This is a genomic window from Lacticaseibacillus paracasei subsp. paracasei (genome assembly GCF_000829035.1).
GTDB classification, from domain to species: domain Bacteria; phylum Bacillota; class Bacilli; order Lactobacillales; family Lactobacillaceae; genus Lacticaseibacillus; species Lacticaseibacillus paracasei.
Map to the genome: position 1 here is coordinate 1,964,070 of NZ_AP012541.1, position 17,606 is coordinate 1,981,675.

The 17,606-nt window shown below is 45.3% G+C and carries 26 protein-coding genes; all 26 read right to left on the bottom strand.

What is annotated here, in order from left to right:
- Positions 1-36: 36 nt before the first annotated feature.
- Complete coding sequence (locus tag LBPC_RS09710; protein ID WP_004562052.1) at positions 37-477, bottom strand: tail assembly chaperone; 441 nt, start codon at positions 475-477, stop codon at positions 37-39.
- A gap of 63 nt (positions 478-540) precedes the next feature.
- A complete protein-coding gene (locus LBPC_RS09715; protein ID WP_004562051.1) occupies positions 541-1,167 on the bottom strand; it encodes a phage major tail protein, TP901-1 family in 627 nt (208 codons plus the stop codon).
- 1 nt (position 1,168) lies between these two features.
- Positions 1,169-1,534 (bottom strand): hypothetical protein, encoded by a 366-nt coding sequence (locus tag LBPC_RS09720; protein WP_004562050.1) that lies wholly within the window; start codon positions 1,532-1,534, stop codon positions 1,169-1,171.
- Positions 1,531-1,905, bottom strand: a complete 375-nt coding sequence (locus LBPC_RS09725) for an HK97-gp10 family putative phage morphogenesis protein (protein WP_004562049.1) — start codon at positions 1,903-1,905, stop codon at positions 1,531-1,533. The genes LBPC_RS09720 and LBPC_RS09725 overlap by 4 nt, the downstream gene beginning before the upstream one ends.
- Positions 1,898-2,194 (bottom strand): hypothetical protein, encoded by a 297-nt coding sequence (locus LBPC_RS09730; protein WP_004562048.1) that lies wholly within the window; start codon positions 2,192-2,194, stop codon positions 1,898-1,900. Before LBPC_RS09730 ends, LBPC_RS09725 begins: the two co-directional genes overlap by 8 nt.
- Positions 2,191-2,529 (bottom strand): phage head-tail connector protein, encoded by a 339-nt coding sequence (locus LBPC_RS09735; protein ID WP_032781200.1) that lies wholly within the window; start codon positions 2,527-2,529, stop codon positions 2,191-2,193. Before LBPC_RS09735 ends, LBPC_RS09730 begins: the two co-directional genes overlap by 4 nt.
- Positions 2,529-3,407 (bottom strand): hypothetical protein, encoded by an 879-nt coding sequence (locus LBPC_RS09740; RefSeq protein WP_004562046.1) that lies wholly within the window; start codon positions 3,405-3,407, stop codon positions 2,529-2,531. Before LBPC_RS09740 ends, LBPC_RS09735 begins: the two co-directional genes overlap by 1 nt.
- A gap of 68 nt (positions 3,408-3,475) precedes the next feature.
- Positions 3,476-4,396, bottom strand: coding sequence for a hypothetical protein (locus LBPC_RS09745; RefSeq protein ID WP_004562045.1), 921 nt, complete (start codon positions 4,394-4,396; stop codon positions 3,476-3,478).
- Between the two features lie 13 nt (positions 4,397-4,409).
- Positions 4,410-4,952, bottom strand: a complete 543-nt coding sequence (locus LBPC_RS09750) for a DUF4355 domain-containing protein (RefSeq protein WP_004562044.1) — start codon at positions 4,950-4,952, stop codon at positions 4,410-4,412.
- A gap of 140 nt (positions 4,953-5,092) precedes the next feature.
- Positions 5,093-5,359, bottom strand: coding sequence for a hypothetical protein (locus tag LBPC_RS09755; RefSeq protein ID WP_004562043.1), 267 nt, complete (start codon positions 5,357-5,359; stop codon positions 5,093-5,095).
- Positions 5,360-5,375: 16 nt separating this feature from the next.
- A complete protein-coding gene (locus LBPC_RS09760) occupies positions 5,376-5,723 on the bottom strand; it encodes a hypothetical protein (protein ID WP_004562042.1) in 348 nt (115 codons plus the stop codon).
- A complete protein-coding gene (locus LBPC_RS09765) occupies positions 5,723-6,061 on the bottom strand; it encodes a hypothetical protein (protein WP_004562041.1) in 339 nt (112 codons plus the stop codon). Before LBPC_RS09765 ends, LBPC_RS09760 begins: the two co-directional genes overlap by 1 nt.
- 8 nt (positions 6,062-6,069) lie before the next feature.
- On the bottom strand, positions 6,070-6,882 hold the full coding sequence (locus LBPC_RS09770) for a structural protein (protein WP_225441129.1): 813 nt from the start codon (positions 6,880-6,882) through the stop codon (positions 6,070-6,072).
- Entirely contained in the window at positions 6,806-7,276 is a 471-nt protein-coding gene (locus LBPC_RS09775) for a phage portal protein (RefSeq protein WP_041091545.1), read from the bottom strand. The genes LBPC_RS09770 and LBPC_RS09775 overlap by 77 nt, the downstream gene beginning before the upstream one ends.
- A gap of 160 nt (positions 7,277-7,436) precedes the next feature.
- Positions 7,437-8,300: an IS3 family transposase gene (locus LBPC_RS09780; RefSeq protein WP_003663214.1), complete on the bottom strand. Its 864-nt coding sequence runs from the start codon at positions 8,298-8,300 to the stop codon at positions 7,437-7,439.
- Complete coding sequence (locus LBPC_RS09785) at positions 8,297-8,572, bottom strand: transposase (RefSeq protein ID WP_003566536.1); 276 nt, start codon at positions 8,570-8,572, stop codon at positions 8,297-8,299. The genes LBPC_RS09780 and LBPC_RS09785 overlap by 4 nt, the downstream gene beginning before the upstream one ends.
- A 49-nt stretch (positions 8,573-8,621) precedes the next feature.
- Positions 8,622-9,716 carry a phage portal protein gene (locus tag LBPC_RS09790; protein WP_235808605.1) on the bottom strand — a complete coding sequence of 365 codons (1,095 nt, stop codon included), beginning with the start codon at positions 9,714-9,716 and terminating at the stop codon, positions 8,622-8,624.
- 1 nt (position 9,717) lies between these two features.
- Positions 9,718-11,016, bottom strand: a complete 1,299-nt coding sequence (locus LBPC_RS09795) for a PBSX family phage terminase large subunit (RefSeq protein ID WP_004562037.1) — start codon at positions 11,014-11,016, stop codon at positions 9,718-9,720.
- Positions 11,000-11,668, bottom strand: a complete 669-nt coding sequence (locus tag LBPC_RS09800; RefSeq protein ID WP_004562036.1) for a helix-turn-helix domain-containing protein — start codon at positions 11,666-11,668, stop codon at positions 11,000-11,002. The genes LBPC_RS09795 and LBPC_RS09800 overlap by 17 nt, the downstream gene beginning before the upstream one ends.
- A gap of 68 nt (positions 11,669-11,736) precedes the next feature.
- On the bottom strand, positions 11,737-11,871 hold the full coding sequence (locus LBPC_RS17395; protein ID WP_003585017.1) for a hypothetical protein: 135 nt from the start codon (positions 11,869-11,871) through the stop codon (positions 11,737-11,739).
- Between the two features lie 182 nt (positions 11,872-12,053).
- Positions 12,054-13,202, bottom strand: coding sequence for a GcrA family cell cycle regulator (locus LBPC_RS09805; protein WP_004562034.1), 1,149 nt, complete (start codon positions 13,200-13,202; stop codon positions 12,054-12,056).
- Between the two features lie 321 nt (positions 13,203-13,523).
- Positions 13,524-14,693 (bottom strand): spr1629 family repressor/antitoxin, encoded by a 1,170-nt coding sequence (locus tag LBPC_RS09810; protein WP_003663197.1) that lies wholly within the window; start codon positions 14,691-14,693, stop codon positions 13,524-13,526.
- An 18-nt stretch (positions 14,694-14,711) separates the two neighbouring features.
- Complete coding sequence (locus LBPC_RS09815; RefSeq protein WP_003663199.1) at positions 14,712-15,470, bottom strand: hypothetical protein; 759 nt, start codon at positions 15,468-15,470, stop codon at positions 14,712-14,714.
- A gap of 660 nt (positions 15,471-16,130) precedes the next feature.
- On the bottom strand, positions 16,131-16,568 hold the full coding sequence (locus tag LBPC_RS09820) for an ArpU family phage packaging/lysis transcriptional regulator (protein WP_032781195.1): 438 nt from the start codon (positions 16,566-16,568) through the stop codon (positions 16,131-16,133).
- An 82-nt stretch (positions 16,569-16,650) separates the two neighbouring features.
- Positions 16,651-16,803, bottom strand: a complete 153-nt coding sequence (locus LBPC_RS17030) for a hypothetical protein (RefSeq protein WP_003582423.1) — start codon at positions 16,801-16,803, stop codon at positions 16,651-16,653.
- Between the two features lie 28 nt (positions 16,804-16,831).
- Complete coding sequence (locus LBPC_RS09825; RefSeq protein ID WP_004562031.1) at positions 16,832-17,185, bottom strand: hypothetical protein; 354 nt, start codon at positions 17,183-17,185, stop codon at positions 16,832-16,834.
- Positions 17,186-17,606 lie beyond the last annotated feature (421 nt).

The window sequence follows — 17,606 nt, forward strand, 5'->3', positions numbered from 1 at the left end:
TATTGGGATCATATATCCCGTGACGGGCAAAGTCAGTTAAGAGAGACTCTTCTTCATTGCGTCCAGGGTATCCTTGGTCGCTGCTTCTTGAATCTTCTCTTCGGCTGTCTTGTTCTTCTTGTCCGTCAATGCTTTCCCGTATTTTTCGGTCAAGTTCAGCCAGCGTTGTGCTGCGTGTTTGAAAAAACCAGACTCATGAAGCTCCTGCTCAACTTCTTTGAATAGTTCTTGCGACTTGCCGTCTTCTTCGGCCTTGTCGAGTGCGTCCATGATGTCATCATCTGTGTATGACTTTGGCAGCAGCACACGTAATGCTTTGAATAGTGCCATGTCGTCATCAGTAACGAATGCCAGCCAGATTGAGCTTGCACCATCGTTGGCACCTTCCGCAGAGCTATACAGCTTGTTTGCCCGAAACAGCGCACGGAAATTGAACTTGGCTTCTACTGGTTGACCTTTTACCTTAATTTCTAACATGAATATCCTCCTAGATTGTCGTCTCAGATCGGCCGTAGCCTACTCGTCTCTGTTTGTGATTGATTAAGCGTGTGACGTGGTAGTGGTAGTTACTGCACCGTCAGCAAATTCGCCTGCTTTTTCGCCTGGGCGTTCGTAGTCGTACAGTTCACTAAGTGCTGCCACCTGATCGTCCGACAGAGGGAAGGTGCCGGGCGTACCGTCAGCGTTCTTGTCTGCCAATTTACCGATGATGTTCAAAGTGAAGTCCATTTCGGAGAAACTGTCTTCATCGGAAATGTCGGCACTGTCGACAATACCATAGCCAAACATTGCTGGATAAGCCTTGTGGTCGCCTTCGACAACTGCAAGTCGTTCATCAACAATGACGCGCCATACCTTAACTTGCCGGCCATTGTGCTTGGCATCAATAATGATGTCGTTTGCGGTGTCCCCGGGAACCATGTAGCTCGTTAGCTCAATGCTATCTTCATTGGTTGACGCTGCTACAACGCGACCCATCTTGGTTTGTTCATCAAGAGAATCGCCTTCGATACTTGTATCGCCGGACTCTTGGTGAGCCGGCAAGATTGCAGGACTACCAATAGGCGCTACTTTAGGATCTGTCGATTGGATAAAGTACCAAACGTCTTTACCACGATAAGGGGTATCTTTTACATACTTAATGCCATTGTTTACTGGAACTGCCATTTTAATAATCTCCTTCTAAAGTAATGAGTAGCATACAACGACGTAGTGGTGTGCTCTCGCCCATGCTTGTGTCGATTGAATTAGATGCCGTTAATGACTGCCACCGTGTCACCTTACTAAGCGACCATTTCACCTTGCGAACGAAGTCTTCCCATTCAGCCGGTGGTGTGTCGATGCTGTCGTAGATGTCGATCTGCTGGCCTACGCTCGAAAGTGTCCCCGTCTTAGATGACATATCCGCATCAACGTGAACGTTCACGAAAACCAGTGGTAACACGTTCTTAGCGTCCGGCTGAACGAATACAGGGTTGAGGCCATCAGCGGTCAATTGAGTTTGCACATCTTCGTACCATTGAGAGAGTGTCATTTGAACGCGGCTACCTCCTTCAACTTGTCCATTGTCGTTTTAATGAAAAACGATTGTGCTGCTGAAACGGCTGGACGAATGAATGGCTCGGCTGACATTTTGTAGGTACCAAATTCCACAAAAGATGAATAGTCAGCTTTGGCATCGACAGTTCCCGTTACAGATGTAGCTGTCTTCTTGACTGGCTCAACACTAATGTTGTTTGCCATGTATCCGGTTCTTTTTGGTGCCACCTGTTTAGCTGTGGCTTGCACCTGGCCAGTAGTGATCTTCATCGCTGATGATGCGGCTTCAATAGTCGCTCCGGCTGTTGCGCTTAGTTCTTCCATCAATTTATCGAGGCCTGACCATGTGACATTGGTATTAGTCATTGCTTGCACCTCCAGACACGATGAAGACAGTTGACTTGCGGTTCACGAACGTCTTGTTGATGGTCCATTTGACACCGTCAACCTCAATTTCATTTACAGGATTTACTGGGTTCTTGACGTGTACTTCATAAGCCATCGTGTTCACAAGTCCGTATACAGACAGTTCTTGTGCACTGGTAATTGGGATTGTCAGGCAAGTGACCGTCTCGCGTGTCTCTTTCGGCCTATCATGCAATGGATCAGCCGGCGGTACCTTCCTAATGAGGGTGATTCGATTGTTGTATCTCATACGAACCTCATTCCCGGCCTGCGGCTTTGCGATGACTCACGGTAGACGTCAAGCGCGTCGGCGTACTTAGACAAATCTATTGCTTCCCACGTGTTTGATATGTTGCCTTCGGTGCCACTTTGCTTGCCTTCATCACCGATGCGGTTATACATCTTCACCACAATGTCCTTGATTACCCATGCAACTGCATCTGGCACAGTCTGATTGACAATACCGTCTTGGTTGATATAAGTCAGCACACGTGCTGTGGCGTCATCAATCAGATCATTCAACAAGTTATCTTGCATTGTATCGGCCAAACCAATACGTAGCTTTACACTGTCTAAAATTGCCATCATTTCACCGCCTTTACTGCTTGCACGTACTTGTATGAGCACTTTGTCTTGTCTACGAAACTAAGATCATCATCAAACGGCGTTCGGTTTACATACTGCCCTTTGAAGAACAGACGTTTGTCATCAACTGTGACACCAGCATTGTGCATGATCTTGGTTTCGTTCCATCGTTTCAAGGGGTCAGTAGCCCAGCAAAAATCGAGTTCATCACTGATGACGGGACCGATATTGAAGTACATCATATTCCATAACTGCGACCACATTTCTGCGGTCCATTTCTGGATATTGCTGTCGACCGTTTGCAGGTATTGCCATAGCCGGTTGCTGTCGGCATACACCTTCCGCCAGTATTCAGCTGACGGGTGACTGATGAGCCACTGAGCACCACCGGAATTGTGGTTGATCGTCTCAAGTGAAGCTACCGTAACCCCGACAATATCAGCCATGTGTTTCAGAATCTCTTCTCCGTGTTCGCACTGCTTGATATAGTCAACGCTGATATAGCCAAGCGTGTTGCTACACAGCCATCGATCAGGCTTTGCTTTCAGCTTGCGAAAGTCTGGCCGTTTGCGGAAGATCACATCGCTGTCGAAGTAGAAATAGTCTTCATTCTCACGTTCTTGATCTTCTGCAAGATATTGCCACCACAGCCAAGGCTTCACAGACGGGATATATTGCTTGTCTGAGCGCTTGTCGGTATACGTGTGTACTTCTACGCCATATTTGCTGGCAAGCGTTTCTGGCACCTTAGAATCATGCACAGTGAAGAGCAAAACGACATCTTTCATGTCAAACCCGACACTTTGCAGATTGGTTAGGCAGACTTCCAGCTCCCACTCAAAACGCTTGATAGCGGGTTGACACAAAATAAGCTTCATTCTGTCCTCCAATCAGCCGCCCGGTTTCCCGTACTGTCCTATTTCGATAGGCGACTTGCATCAATTAATTAAGCGTGCGAAGTGGTGGTAGTGGTAGTAATTGGCTTTACCTTGGTAGTCGTGGTAGTTGTTGACGTCCCGGCAGTGAAGATTGCCTGACGGTTGTCATCGCTGATCCACTGACCTGCCTTACCGGCACCTTGCAAAGCAACGCCCGCAAAGTTCTCAGATTGAATGGTCCGAACAACGTTGATACCGGTGAATGCGCGGCCAATGTTATCAGGTGCGAAGATGATAGACTTGCCAGCCATGTAACGAGTAGGCGTCTTGGTGACAACGATGTCACGGAAACGAACGATGCCGTTTTCATCGATGTTCACAGCAGAGCCCTTGGCGCTGGTTACCAACGCGTGGTCGATGATCGCGTTGTAAACTTCGGCAGTCACGTATGCACGCACTGGGACAACGACTTCAAGGTCGGTGTAGCGTTCGGAAGCCGCTTCGAATACCTTGTTCACATCATCAACCGCACCAAGATCAGCCGCAGCACTAGCAACCAAGTAGGCACCAAGCTTGCCGTTGAATAGACGCGTCTTAGCTTGTGCTTGCAAGTTCAGGCGGTCAGCCACTGCAGCATTTAGATCGTTGTTGACAGTTAGTTGGTCGATACCTTCGTTGAAACTCCAGCCAAATGAATATGGTACATCAATGTCGCCATAGATAATTTCCTGCATTGGCCCGAAGCGGTTAGATTTGCTGGTGCCAGAGCCAAACGCGACGTTTGGATCGGTATTGTATGTGCCAACAGCAACCGGAACGTCATTTGCCTTAACACTGAACGCAATCGCGTTGTTTTGAATGCCATCGAGTGCTTGCAAACCACCAAACGTTGGGGCGAATGTGCTTTGCACGCCGAATACGGTCTGAATTAAACCAATGAATTGCTTTTGATAAGCGCGTACTGGTAAATCGTTGTTTTCTGTAGCCATGATTAGCTACCTCCTATTTCTGTTTGTATTGTGCCATGATTTTCTTGAATGGATCGTCAGCACCATCAAGGGCAGAAGAGCCATTCTTAGGTGGGTCGGTTTGCAGCTTAGATTCAACCTGCTTGTTGACCGTCTCTTGTATAGACTTGCCGAGTGTTTCAACAGCCGACTTGATCTTGTCTGCATCACCCAAAGCAACCAGCGAATCGGTCAGTTCACCGGGCAATCCCTTATCGACCAACAGTGACTTGGTACTTGCAGATAATTCACGCTGATTGAGTTCAGCCTCACGCTTGTCCAAGGCCGCTTGACGTTGTTTTTCCAGTTCTTGTGCCTTCTCATCGGCCGACATCTTAGCCAGCCGTGCGCCTTCGCTCTTGGCATCTTCGAGCGCCTTAGCCTGTTCTGCTTCCCACTTAGCCTTAGCTGTTTCCAGCGCCTTAGCTGCACGTTTATCGGCTTCACTATCTAGCTGAGCCTGCGTATATGTGGTTGGTGCCTGAGTGGTGGCTTCGGTTGTATCGACTTCTTCTTGAGTTTGTGTTTCTTCTGCCATGATGGTTCCTCCTGTTTAGCCCAAAACAAATAGACGTGCTAAATGACCCCAGCCACGCTACAAGGCCCAGCCACGGTCACACGTCTTTCACTTCACGCTATTATTTTTGGGTAGTTTAGGGACTTGCTCAGGTCACGAGATTACTTTTCTACGGGTTCGTATGTTTCTTCAAAGATGTCAGGCTTGCACGGATAGAATTCGCCATGTACGCCCTTGATGATGTAATCGCCAACTTGAGCGGTCATAACGCCTTCAAGTGTTGGAATCTTCAAAACTGGGTTATCCGGATCTTCATATGACACGTTAACCGGATCTAATCCAAGGCCATCATTGATCTTAATTAGTGTATCTGGATCGTCAGCAAACTGAACAGCTTCAATTTCAACCGGCTTCTTACGATATTTCATAGCATTTCCTCCTAGATTAAAAACTGTATTCTTGTTTGATGTCGTCTAGCCCATGCACTTTTGCTACTAGCTTAATATCAACCTTTGTAAAGTCGCCAACTTTTGATTCGATATTCATACCGGTAATCCCATCAATGCGTGCCCCGTTAAGATAAGGCCCGTCTTCTTTGAACTCGATTAACGCAGCACGAGGCCCTTTTGGCAATTCTACACCGACGATGCGTTTATCTAATCCTTTATTCACGTTGTATGCGCCAAGGATAGCTGCACCTAGCTCATGGTCTTTGATGGCATTAGCTTCTGCTGACAATTCAAGTAGCCGTTTCTTGATGCCTTCACGCGTTTTCAAGCCTTTATCACTCATCACATTTCCTCCTTGGCCTCTTTGAAGGCTTTCTTCAGCTTTGGAAACTGAATTGCAATCCAATCAATAATCTCTTCATTTCGAGCCCAGTCAGTATTGCTGTCAAGCCCTGATTCGTGTAGAAAAGCATGCACAATCTCGTGGCGAAGCACCTGCCTAAAGTAAGTATCCATGTCTTCCCAATTGCGCGGGCCCCTTTTGAGCTCCTCAATGATTATTTTCTTTGTGGTAAAGTCTGTGAATCCGTCTGCTTCTTCAAGAAGCGGATAGTCTTTTCTGTTCTGATTAACGAGCACCTTATATTCAATGCCTAGAACGTCAACTTTGAAGTTTTCCATTTTTCCTCCTAATCATCGTCTACTTCATCGCCGGTATCGTATGCTGCCCATGAGCAAAGACAGTTGGGATGAGCTGGAATCATGCCCTCAGCTTGCTTCAGTGTGTAGACCTCGCCACTGTGCTGTAGGCAAATGTCACACGCTCCTGAGTTGATAACCCAAACAACCTTTTTGTATCCGGCCTCACGAGCGTTCACAATGCTTTGGTGTGCCATGACACGATCGCTCTCGGTTCGAATGATACGGTCTGACTGATACTTCATGACACCAAACTTCTTGCGAAGCGCTGGGCTTTGTGTGATTGGGTTGCTGTGCGTCAGTAACGCATTCTTCATCATCTTTTTGAGATCACTGCGCAAGGCGTCTTGATTCGACCATATGCGATCGCTCCATGTCGCACCATCGAACATCTGATTGACTGCTGATAAATCCGCTTTGATATGCTTTCCGTAAATTGATGACCCCAACTTGGCAGTCTGCTTTGCCAAATCGCCAAGAGTGGTGCCAATATAGTCTGCAACTTTAATGGCCACTGCCGTTGCGTAAACACAGGCCGCGTATGACAGCAGCTCATCGTTATTGGCAACAGATTTCTGCTGAACTCCGGCCTCTTGTGCGTCTCTATCAACTTGTTCTTTCAATTCGGGATCGTAGTAACGCGAATCGTCAGCGTGTGTGTAGTCTTCGTGTTTCTCATTGAATGCATACCAGAAGGCCATGAACGCGGCTGTGTATTTGGCAACATCACTTGCTATCTGGCGGTGCTGCTTGTCTTGTTTGTCCGCGAACGCTTTGATCCGTTCCTTCGGTGTTTTCGTCATTGTTCGTCAAGTCCTCGTTGTAATCGCTGTCTGCTCGTTGTTTGGCAATCATGTCAGTAACCTCTTGCGGATCAGTGATACCGGGTGCGAATCTGTACAGATACTCTTGCGGCAATGTCGCGCCAGCGGCAACAAGCGCTTGAATTTGCGTGATGTCATCCGTTGGTAGATTGTCGCGGAACGTGAATTGAATCGTGTTGGGATCCGTCTTCATGCCACCAGAAACGCTACTATCAAGAGCTGCAATAATCGAATAGCGTTGATATAGCGATTTCTCAAACATTCTCCGCTTGATTGCCGCCAGTTCCACAGTGCCAAGCAGCTTGTACTTCATGGCAACACCGGAAACATTGGCCGCAAAGTTGCTAGGCAAGAATGTCAATGGTCCGGACAAAAATTGTACGGTTCTGCCGAATGCGTATGGTTGTCACTTAAATTCACGCATTATCAGATCTTTTATCAGCGTTTAATCTTGTTTAACGTGCCATAGGTACGACAAACAAGCCCTGACATCTGGTGCTTTCCCCAGGGCTGTGCGCCTATTGAACGGTTACTTATGCAGCTGCTGACTTTCTTTTGCAAGCACCGCGACCGTTGGTCTCGCGATCATGATTGTAGAAGGTGTTGTAACGAGCAATGGATTCAGTGACGTCTAAAATTGATTCATAGTTGATCTGCTCCAACCGGACCCATTCTCGTTTCAATAGCGAATGGTAGGCCTCAATCCGCCCGTTATCAGCCGGTTTGCCTTTGCGCGAATATGAGTGACGCAGGTGCGCATCTGTCAATGTTGTCTCAAACAAACGACTGGTATATTGACTACCCATATCGCTATGAACCATCTTAAAAGTATAACCTTGGTGAATTAACGCTTGAATCGGTGCGACCGCGAGGTCTTGTGTCATCTGTTGACCCACTTGCCAAGCTAAGACTTTTCTCGCTTTTGGATCATACGCTGTTGCAAGGTAAACCCAGTTTTGGTTGATCAGTTGAATATAGGTGATATCGGTGGTCACGACCTCAGACAAGTCAGCTAGGTGTCGCATTAAATTAGGTTTTTGGGGCATGTCAGTGGTTGTGGTAGGCTTTTTAGAGCGTTTACGATACATTGTCGATTGAATCCCCAATTCACGCATGACTTTCCAAATCGTGCGGTCACTTAAGCGGCATTTAAGTAATTTACGAATACGTTTAGCAATCCGCACGTATCCGTAAAACTTTCGACGTTGCCAAAGAACCTGAACCAGCTCTTTAAGCTTAATTCGGCGGCGATTTCGTGACTTAGGATGCCACCTTAACCAGTCATAGTAGGTACTCGAAGGGATCCGTAACGCTCGGAGAATAACTGTGATGCGGTGCCCCCGGCTCAATTGATCTTGAATCATAAAAAGAGCGGCCTTTCGGCCGCTATGAATCAACGCTTTGCCAGCAACACCGCCGCTCGTTTTAAAATATCGAGTTCTTCCCTCAAACGGCGATTTTCTTTTTGAAGTTGCTTGAACTGTTCGTTGGTCACAGCAGTACCTTGATGATCAATGGCAATGACAGTGGCCGCCTGAACCCATTTGCGAATAGTGTCTAAGGAAGGACCGTATTCTTCATGTAGTTCTTTGAATGAGTGTCCTTTTTCATGAAGATCAATCAAGGTTTGCTTAAATTCGGGGGTGTAGCGAATAGCTGTATTGGTCATAAAATATTCCTCATCTGTCAATTATCGCACAAACTATTTTTGTCCGTAATTACAGCATAGGAGCCCTATCAGTCAGGTCTGGTGTGTGGCTGAACTTGTGAATATCATCGGCAACGCGCTTCTTGTATGCTTCGGTACCACTGACGTCATATGCCTTATTGATATACTTTGCGTCAACGCTCGTCTGCTGACCGGTTGCTGTCATTCGAGACTTAAGCAGCAGCATATTGGCATCTTTCTGTTCCTTGATCAGCTCTAGTTTATCCTGTGCGAGCTTTTTCATTGCTTCGGGATCGTTGGGGTCAACACCGCTTAGAAGCGTACTGCCGTTAAAAAGAGCGTCAATGTCGCCGCTAATGACCAAAAGCGCATCATTCAAGTCTGTCATGTAGTTAGCAGTATCAGACTGTGCTGAATCGTACAGGTCAATCAGTGAGATCACGTGTTCGAAGTCACCGGTTCGGAATCGGTTGTTGTCATACTCAACTACTGGAAACACACGAATGATTTCACTGTGATCCAAGTACATTGCGCCACCAACAGTGGCTGGTTTGTAAACGTCATGCTCCGTTGCTGTCCATGTTTCGGGGATGATGTCAATGATCGTCTTGTTGTTCTCGTCAACCAACTCCACCGAGTGATAGCGAACAGCCATGATTGGTTGCGGATCAACATCAAGCGAGTAGATGATGAACGTGTCAAGTGGATCAAGACGAACGCAGTGCTCGATTGAGTCACTGCCATAGTAAACATACTCGTAAGCACGCCCATAGCGCGTCATGTCAAGGAACAGATCATAGTTGAGCGCGTCTAGGTCGTTCACTCGTGTAATCTGATCAAGCCGCTTATCATCTTTATCAAGCTTAACGTTCACTGGATTACCAACAGAATATGCCGTCTGGAAATCGGCAATGTACTTACCGAATGAATGAACGGCTCGATGGTCTGACTTGCCAGTTTCGATACGCCTTGAATCTGGCGTTAGAATGCCTTCGTTTTGTCCTTTGTAATATCGGTCAAGCTTTCTCAGCCGAGGGAGTTGATATTCGTGATGGTGGAAAATGAACTTCATGATCCGATCTGGAGTGAGGTTCGTAATGTCTTCTTGATACAGTAAGTTTGATTCTTCAAATGGATCCATCATGTCACCTCAATCCTAGATTTTTGATTGTCTGAATGCGTTCTTGGTTACTCATGTAATGTCCGGCAGTTGTGAATACAAAAAGACTCATCGCGTATCTGAGCGCATCGATCGCGTGGTTGTTTGCGTCCACCGGTTCGTTTGTCCAGTTGTCGAATTTATCTTTAGCGTAAACGTACGTATTGAACTCCTCAAGCAGTCCTTTAACTCGCGGATGAACCACAAAGTGATAGGACTGCATATACTGAATACCCTGTGAAACACTGTCTTTGCCTTTGCCAGCCGCTCTAATGTTTGGGACACCATGTGCCATAGTAAGCTCGCCAATCAGGTTTGCCGCAGCTTGATCGGCCATGATAGGAAGCCCGTAAGCTTTATGGCTTGCAAGCTCCTTGGCTATCTGTCCAGTCAAAAGTCCCTGTTTGTAAAACTCATCGTAGATATACACGACACGGTTCTGCTGATCGATTGCCATGAACTCGCCTGCTGTCGGGTCGTGTTTGAACCCGAAGTCAAGGCCAACGGCTTTTGGCAACGCTGCAATGTCTTCCATGCTGAAGTCACGCTGCTCGAACAGTCCATCAAACACAAGCCCTTCTGCAATGCCCCAGTCACCGTATACGGCAACGCGAGCGCGGTTAGGATTACGCTTAACCATGTCCTTGAGGCTTGCAATGTAATCATCGTCTAGGTATGGGTTGTCCTCGTATGTGGTCGTGAACGACTTCGAACGTGGGTTCTTTGTGTCTTGATCAAAAAACTCGCGCTTTAGCCAATGCTGGTCGCTCCACGGGTTGAATGTGATTATCGACTGATAATAGCCATCAGGATCGTCGATCTCACCACGCATGGTTTCTTCAACGGTCTTGAATGCGTCTAGTGACTTAAGCTCATACGCTTCTTCCCACCACGCTCGAGCAAGAACGCCGGTAGTTGGTTGCAATGAAGTAACCGCTAAAGGCTTATCCATACCACGAAAAAACACCTTCTGGCCGGTTGGCTTAAAGGTGATTTCTAATGGTGACAACGTGAACTTGAATAGTTCGTAAACGCCTAGCCGGTTTGCTGCTTGCTGGATAGTTGAATATGTCGAATCCTTGTTCGTATATGCGTATTGACGAAGCACGATCCAATTAACGTAAGGGTGCAAGATTATCTGCATGATCACGTCTTCAGCAACAGAGAACGACTTGCGCGATCCACGACTACCTTTGTATGTCAGGTAACGTGTTCTGTCATTGTAAAGTGGCGCATAAGCTTTGGGGACGATTGAATCCAGATCGATATTAATCTGCACTGTCATCGCCTCCGTCTTGATGAATTGGCTTGATGTTGATTGTGATGTTGCTTGTGTCTTCGCTAGTCTCACGTTTGGCCTTGGATTCCATGATGTCAGCCTCAGCTTTAGACTTGCGAACCTCTTCGGCCACTTTTTCGGCTTGTGCTTCGTTCAATCGCTTGAATGCTTGATCACGGAACAGCTCCGGCTTACGATTCTTCAACCAAAATATTTGGGCTGAGGTATCCGGTGCCAGTTCGTTCTCATTGACCATTATTGGTATCTTTTCGTAAGTAGGAACGTTCTCAATTGATGCTTGAACAAGTTCCTTCCTAGTGAACTCTGGATGATCAATCTGATGTTCATTTCGCCACCTAGCTCTTTTTGCCTCCAATACGTCATCTCGAATAGGAACCATTTTATAAGTCGTATTAGTGATGGTCATGCCTAAAGCCCTTTTGACTAGTGAACCAGCAACCATTTGATCAACAACTTCTTTTCCTCTCTTTAGGGCGTCAGAAATGTCAGAATACTTTTTCTTCCAGTCATAAAGTGTTGGCCTCTTGATACCGATGTTATGGGCTATTTGTTCATCAGTGAGGCCGTCTCGGGCCCACCCTTCTATGAGAGCCAGTTTTTCTGGTGTCTGCCACTCTTGATATTTCCCTTTAGCCATCACATATCACCACACCTTCCTTCCATTAAAAAAGCGGTAGCTAGTTAGCTATCGCTGGTTATAATTCATTAAGCTGTTGTTACTCCTGGATTGTCTTTACTAGGCTGTTTCTTCTTATCAGCCTTGGTCTTGTCCCGCTGTTTTTTCAACTTGTCCTTGAGGTTCTTATAGACGTCTTTTGGTGACGGCAAGTGGAATGCCACAGTATCCACCCCCTTTTTGACAAGCATACCTTACTTTCAGGATGTGCGTATCCGCCTCGCGTCTTAACTTGATTAGAGCGTGAACGGACAATTTCTCTGTCAATCTTGCCGATGGTCCACGCTTCAACTTTCGGCATGTAAACGCCGTATTTTGTTGTAATCATTTGAGCCATGAAATCACCTCACACATAGTAAATGGCACGGGTATCATGATCGCTGTATTCGACCAGCTCAAACGTTTTGTGAGCAACCACGCCAATATCATCAGTCCATTTGTCGGTTGGCTTGCGTGTCGATACTTGACGCTGAACGAATCCGCCTAGGTCTTTGCTCATCTCTGAATGCAGATGCCCCGTGAATAGTTCACGATTCTGCGCTGTGCCTAACATGAAGCCGAACTCATCGAGATATTTTGCAAGGTAGTTGTTCTTGCCCTTGTCTCCGTGAGTGGCACCAATGAAGTTGCGGCCTAACATTGCACCTTTGTAATGCTTCAGTGATATATCCCAAGTGATGTTCGGCTGGTTGCTGTAGGCACGTTTCAATAGACGCGCAAACATATATCCAACTGACGGATCATGATTTCCAGCACAATACATGACCTCACACTCATTGGCGTTCTTAATGATTGCTTCAATCAGCGTCTCGAAGTATTGCTCCATTTCATTAACGGTCTCGCCTAAGTTGGTTGTTTCGAGCTGTGTGCCCTTTGCTGTGGTCGAGTTGATGTTATCCACATGAGCCAGATCACCGCCCAGAATGAGCAATATCTTTGCGTAGTGGCCGCGTTCAATGATTTCTAGCTGGCGTTTCAGAGATTCAGCATAGACGTCGAATGTGTGACCGTTGAAATGTGTATCAAATGCAGGAATGACCAGATAGCGATCTGATTCCACAAAAATAGGAGCCTTAGCTTGGTACGGCTCCTTGTGTGTGATGATGTCATTCATCAATGATTCATATTGTTCTGCTTCAACTAGCGGCCTAATTTGTATCTTGCTCTGGAAGAGCGTTGCTTCAGGCTTCTGCTTCCAGTAATTGCTTGTGGCACGTACAAGTTCCCACTTTGTGTAATCATAACCGTGAGCTTCAAGAACCTCTCTAGGCGTCATTTTGTGACCCCTGACAACCTTTAAGATAGTCTCACTAGACTGTGTGCCGTCTGAATCGTATTCATTCTTGACTGGTTTTTGGAACTCGACACCAAGCCTTCTTGCTTTACCTTGAAGAGCATCATAGCTAATCCCGAGCTTGTCGGCTGTCTCGCGTCTGGTAAAGCCTTCAGAGGCGAGCTTCCTAATGTCACCGATCTGTTCATCTGTCCATTGCATCTACTCGCCTCCCGAAATATAATAGCCGTGAGCAGTAGCTTTGCTTCCCCAAATCGATCGCTACTGCTAAATTTCATTTTTTCCATTCCTTTGGCTCTCGGTCCCCCAACCGAGGGCTTTTTTAGTATCCTTATACACAGGATGTGCTATTATGTAGCCATGAGCAGTGGCCTTTCTCCTCCAAGTCAATCGCTGCTACTCACACAAGTATTTCGTTTTTTCATCCTTTTGGCCCTTGGACTGGTCTCTGAGGGCTTTTTTGTCGCATAAAAATAGCACCTCACCGTTTGGCGGAGTGCTATTTAGTCACCATATAGACTACTAAGCAAAACGGAAAATATTATTTTGCGAAGAACTGGAATCAGTAATTGTTCCGAGAAACGAATCAGAAAGTCCTAAAACTTCAATTAGTAGTTTCGGCTCTATTTGAAATACGTCCGATATGATTGAACCTAGGTCCCCTCTTTCATAAAGTAACTTCAAAAGCGTCTTTATTTTCTCTGGACGATTGATAGGAATATCGTTATCCAAAGGCTCAATTTGTTTATAGTGTTTTCTATACATAGAAGCAAAAAAGCGATTGTTTTGTTCTTTAGATACAAGCCCTAGTTTATAAGCCCGATACTCAGCGGTCGCTAACGAAACAAGAAAGTCTTTTTTAATAAGCTTATAATCATCTGGCCTTGCAGGATTGCGCACAGTCTTGAATGCTTCTTTGATTTTTTCTTGTGGTAAGAGCAACGCGGATGCAAACTCATTTGCCTCATGCTCGTACTCCCTAAACTCTGAGTTTTCCAAGTTCTCAAAATCAACATTTGTGTGCATTAATAGATGACCAAGCTCATGAGCAACATCAAAAATTCTTCTAACAGCGCTCTTATTACGTCTTCCTAAAATAATAAAAGGAGAGCGTAATGAACCATCCTCATTTCTAGTCCAAACACTGTAGGCATCCGCATTAATATCAATTTCTTTCTCTATAACAAATGCTCCAGCATTTTCAACAATGTAAAGTAGCCTTTTATTGCTATCTATTTTTAAACTATTCCTAGTGTATTTTGCAGTATCTTCAATTGTCCACCCTTTTCCGGATAATAAAGCTTTCTTTTTTGTTGTATTAAGCTGATGAACAAGACTCTTTAATTTGTTGGCTTTGAAATTTATGACCGCTTCGCAGTATTCAATAATATTTGCTGCAAAATTAATCTGAGTGACGTTTTGAGCAACGCTCTTTCTAATATTTCTTTCAGATGATCTAAATGCAACGTGTTGTGTTGGAACGATCCCGTTCCTTGGAAACTTTTTGAAAAAGAAAGTGCTTTTAACGTCAAAAATTTTGCTCATTTCAATTACAGTGTTAATTTCTGGCGAAAAACTTTCATTTTCATAGTTTCCTATTGATTGCTCAGTCAATTTCAACTTATTGGCTAGTTCTTTACGAGATACGCCATATAGCATTCTTAAATTTTTGAGATTTTCTCCATAAAACATTGAAATCCCCTCATATATCTATTTTTGATTGTTTGTGTCCGTGTCTGTTTTCTTTTTAGCTTCCTTATAAAATTCAACTTGTTCTTCGTTTTCTGTATTTGGATTTATAAGATCACTCGAATCCAAGCCTTCTAAAATCTCACTAGGCATTCTAACTGGGCTTGCTGCATTAAGTGCCTTCAAATCTTTTATTTCTAACACTTTCGATCCAAAAAACAGGTTTAAGCCAACATCAGATATATCTTTGCTATCATTCACTCTATAAGTCAACAAATAGAGTGCTTCTGGAACATCATCAGAAGAAGACTCTTGCCGAACCTCGTTTAAAGCCTGCTCATCTTCCTCAGGCATATCAAGTATAGAAAGCTGTTCGGCCTCTTTTTTGTTTGTAAATAAGTCTTTAAAATCTTTATTGAATTCCATTCCCCACTGAGATATTACATTTCTTTTTCCGTTTTCTTTTCCTCCTAAATAACCACCGTCAATAGTTCGCTGCGGTTTTTGAACAAGCCAAATATAATGACCGCCTTCTCTTATTTTGAAGCAGACAAACTTCCACGATGAAGTTTGAAAAACTTTGGGGTCTACAGTATCATCACCATCAAATTGCCTTTTTATTTGGTCATCTATGTGGTTGGCTCGTGTCCATGAATATCCGGAGCTAACAATCATTTCACGCTTCTTTTCAAAACGCTCCTCCAAATAGTCCAAGTATCCTTGCCTCAATCCATCTACTAATTTCTGCGAAAAATCATCATTAAAAATATATGGTTCCATATTCTCGCCAGCTTTCTATTTATTGTCTAATTATAGCACCTCTTTTCATTTTTTCGGCTATTTTCTTTTCTTATTTTTTTGATCCAAAAAAGCGATCGGGCGGAGTTGCACCGTCCTGTTTCAGCATTGCGTAACCGGTAACAATGTCTTACTTGTCTGCTGATCGCATGATTGATGGCCGAGACCTAAACTAGCGCCATCATGAGCACGTCTGCTGCTTTCCCCATATCCCGTATCTATATGGGGCATTTCTGCAACGGAGGCTTTCGCCTGCAGTGGAGTCAACTTCTTATATCGCTGGTCGGGATTTGCACCCGACATGATGATCCCCGATTGGTAGTCAGCCAATACGGATGCTGACCGGAGCCAGTACATCTAACGAAGCGTCTACCTATTCCGCCACAGCGATTTGCTCGCTCTCCCAGTGTCAGATGGGGTCATCGCAAGCTGAGTCCGGTCGCTAAACTGGACAATGTGGCATGCGGGAATCGAACCCGCCTGACTATCACAGCCAGTCCTCATTGCCACGCCTTGCCACAGCTTTATCATCACCATGGCTCGGAGGAAAAACGCGGTGTCTCAGGTTTCTCACCTTTGGCACAATACCATAATACTGCCTATAAACGATCTTTTGGGGGCTTTTTCGGGGCCCAAAAGGGGCTAATTCGGGGCTTTTTCGGGGTTTTTGAAAACCAATAGATTTTCTCCTTGATAGGCCTCTGCAAATTCTAACAGTGCTCGGTTCTTAAGCTTCTTGATTGATTCTCTTGAGTAACCTTGCATGCGATAAGCAATCTGGTCATAAGTCAGTACCTCTTTGTTACAATATGAGTAAAACAGCGTCCAGAAGCTTGTGGTTGTGAGCGCCATCAAAGCATGTTCAATCAGTTCAACGCTAATACGGGCACTGACGACTTTCGCCAATTTGCCATCTACCGAATTGTTTACTGAACGTGTCTTTGGCATACCATCTATAACGGGTGATTTAATGTCAGACAAATAGACGCCGCCGATACGTGATAGCGTTCGGAAGTCTTTCAATATCTCTCTTGCCTTTGTACGTGTCGCATTTTCGTCTATTTCTGGAATTAACGTCATCGGTAGGCCACCCCTTATGGTATAATGAATTTGCCTAAAACTCATCGGGAAGGCGTGCCGTAATGGTGCGCTTTTTTGATGCTTAAAGATTAATGCTCCGCTCGATTAATTCGTCTAGTGTATATTTGCCGCCCCAGCGTTCACGTTCCTTTGCCTGGGTGATCTTTCTTTCATTGGCAAGCCGTGCGGCCCTCATGCGTCGACGCTTCTTTTTAATGACTGATTTCTTTTTCATTTGACCCTCCCAGCGGTTTCGACTAAGCCTATAAATCAAAGACAATGGTTGCTGGCTCTTTAACGTGGCCTTTGAATACTGGCTTCTTGCTGTTGGAAATTTTAGCAAGCAACTGACTCAGCTCAGAGCGGCAGATAATTCCGCTTTTCTTCAACCCAGTTGTGGCAATCACAACTCCTATTGCGTCCGCTGGGGCTGCTAATACCGCCAGTTGCGATTGATTGTCGTCAATGCCAAATTGCAAGGCTTTGAAGTCACCCAAGGCAGCACGTGCTTTGGAATTAAGAGATAGCCTGTTTTCAGTAACTGACAGTGCTGGGTATGGTAAAGTTGTAAATCCCTTCTTGGCGCTCAAATCGATTGTTTTAAAGCCTTTGATCATTTTTAGTTCCTTCTTTCTGTGATATACTTATCTTTCAAATAATTCGATTTGATAGACTGAGTCGTCCTGTTAATCCGGGGCGACTTTTGCTATACTACCCTTGGAGATGCTTTCTTATGCGTGTTAACCTTATAAGTTGGGGGAACAAATCTGCTTCGGGCACCTCCCACGCGTTGCCTAGGTAACGCGTTTTTTGATATACTGTATACGGAGGCCAACTCCTTTTAGAATGATTTCATATACTTACACTATGCATTATGGCCTCCGGCGCGCCCTTCATCCGGCGCGCTTTTTTATTTGCTTTCAGGAGGCCGAATGAGCTCCCAGAAACCAATTCCAGAACGTTCGCGGTTACTGTGTGCTCTGAACTTAATCTCTCGTTTCATTTCTCCGCCTCTTTACTTATTTATCCAATGAAGGA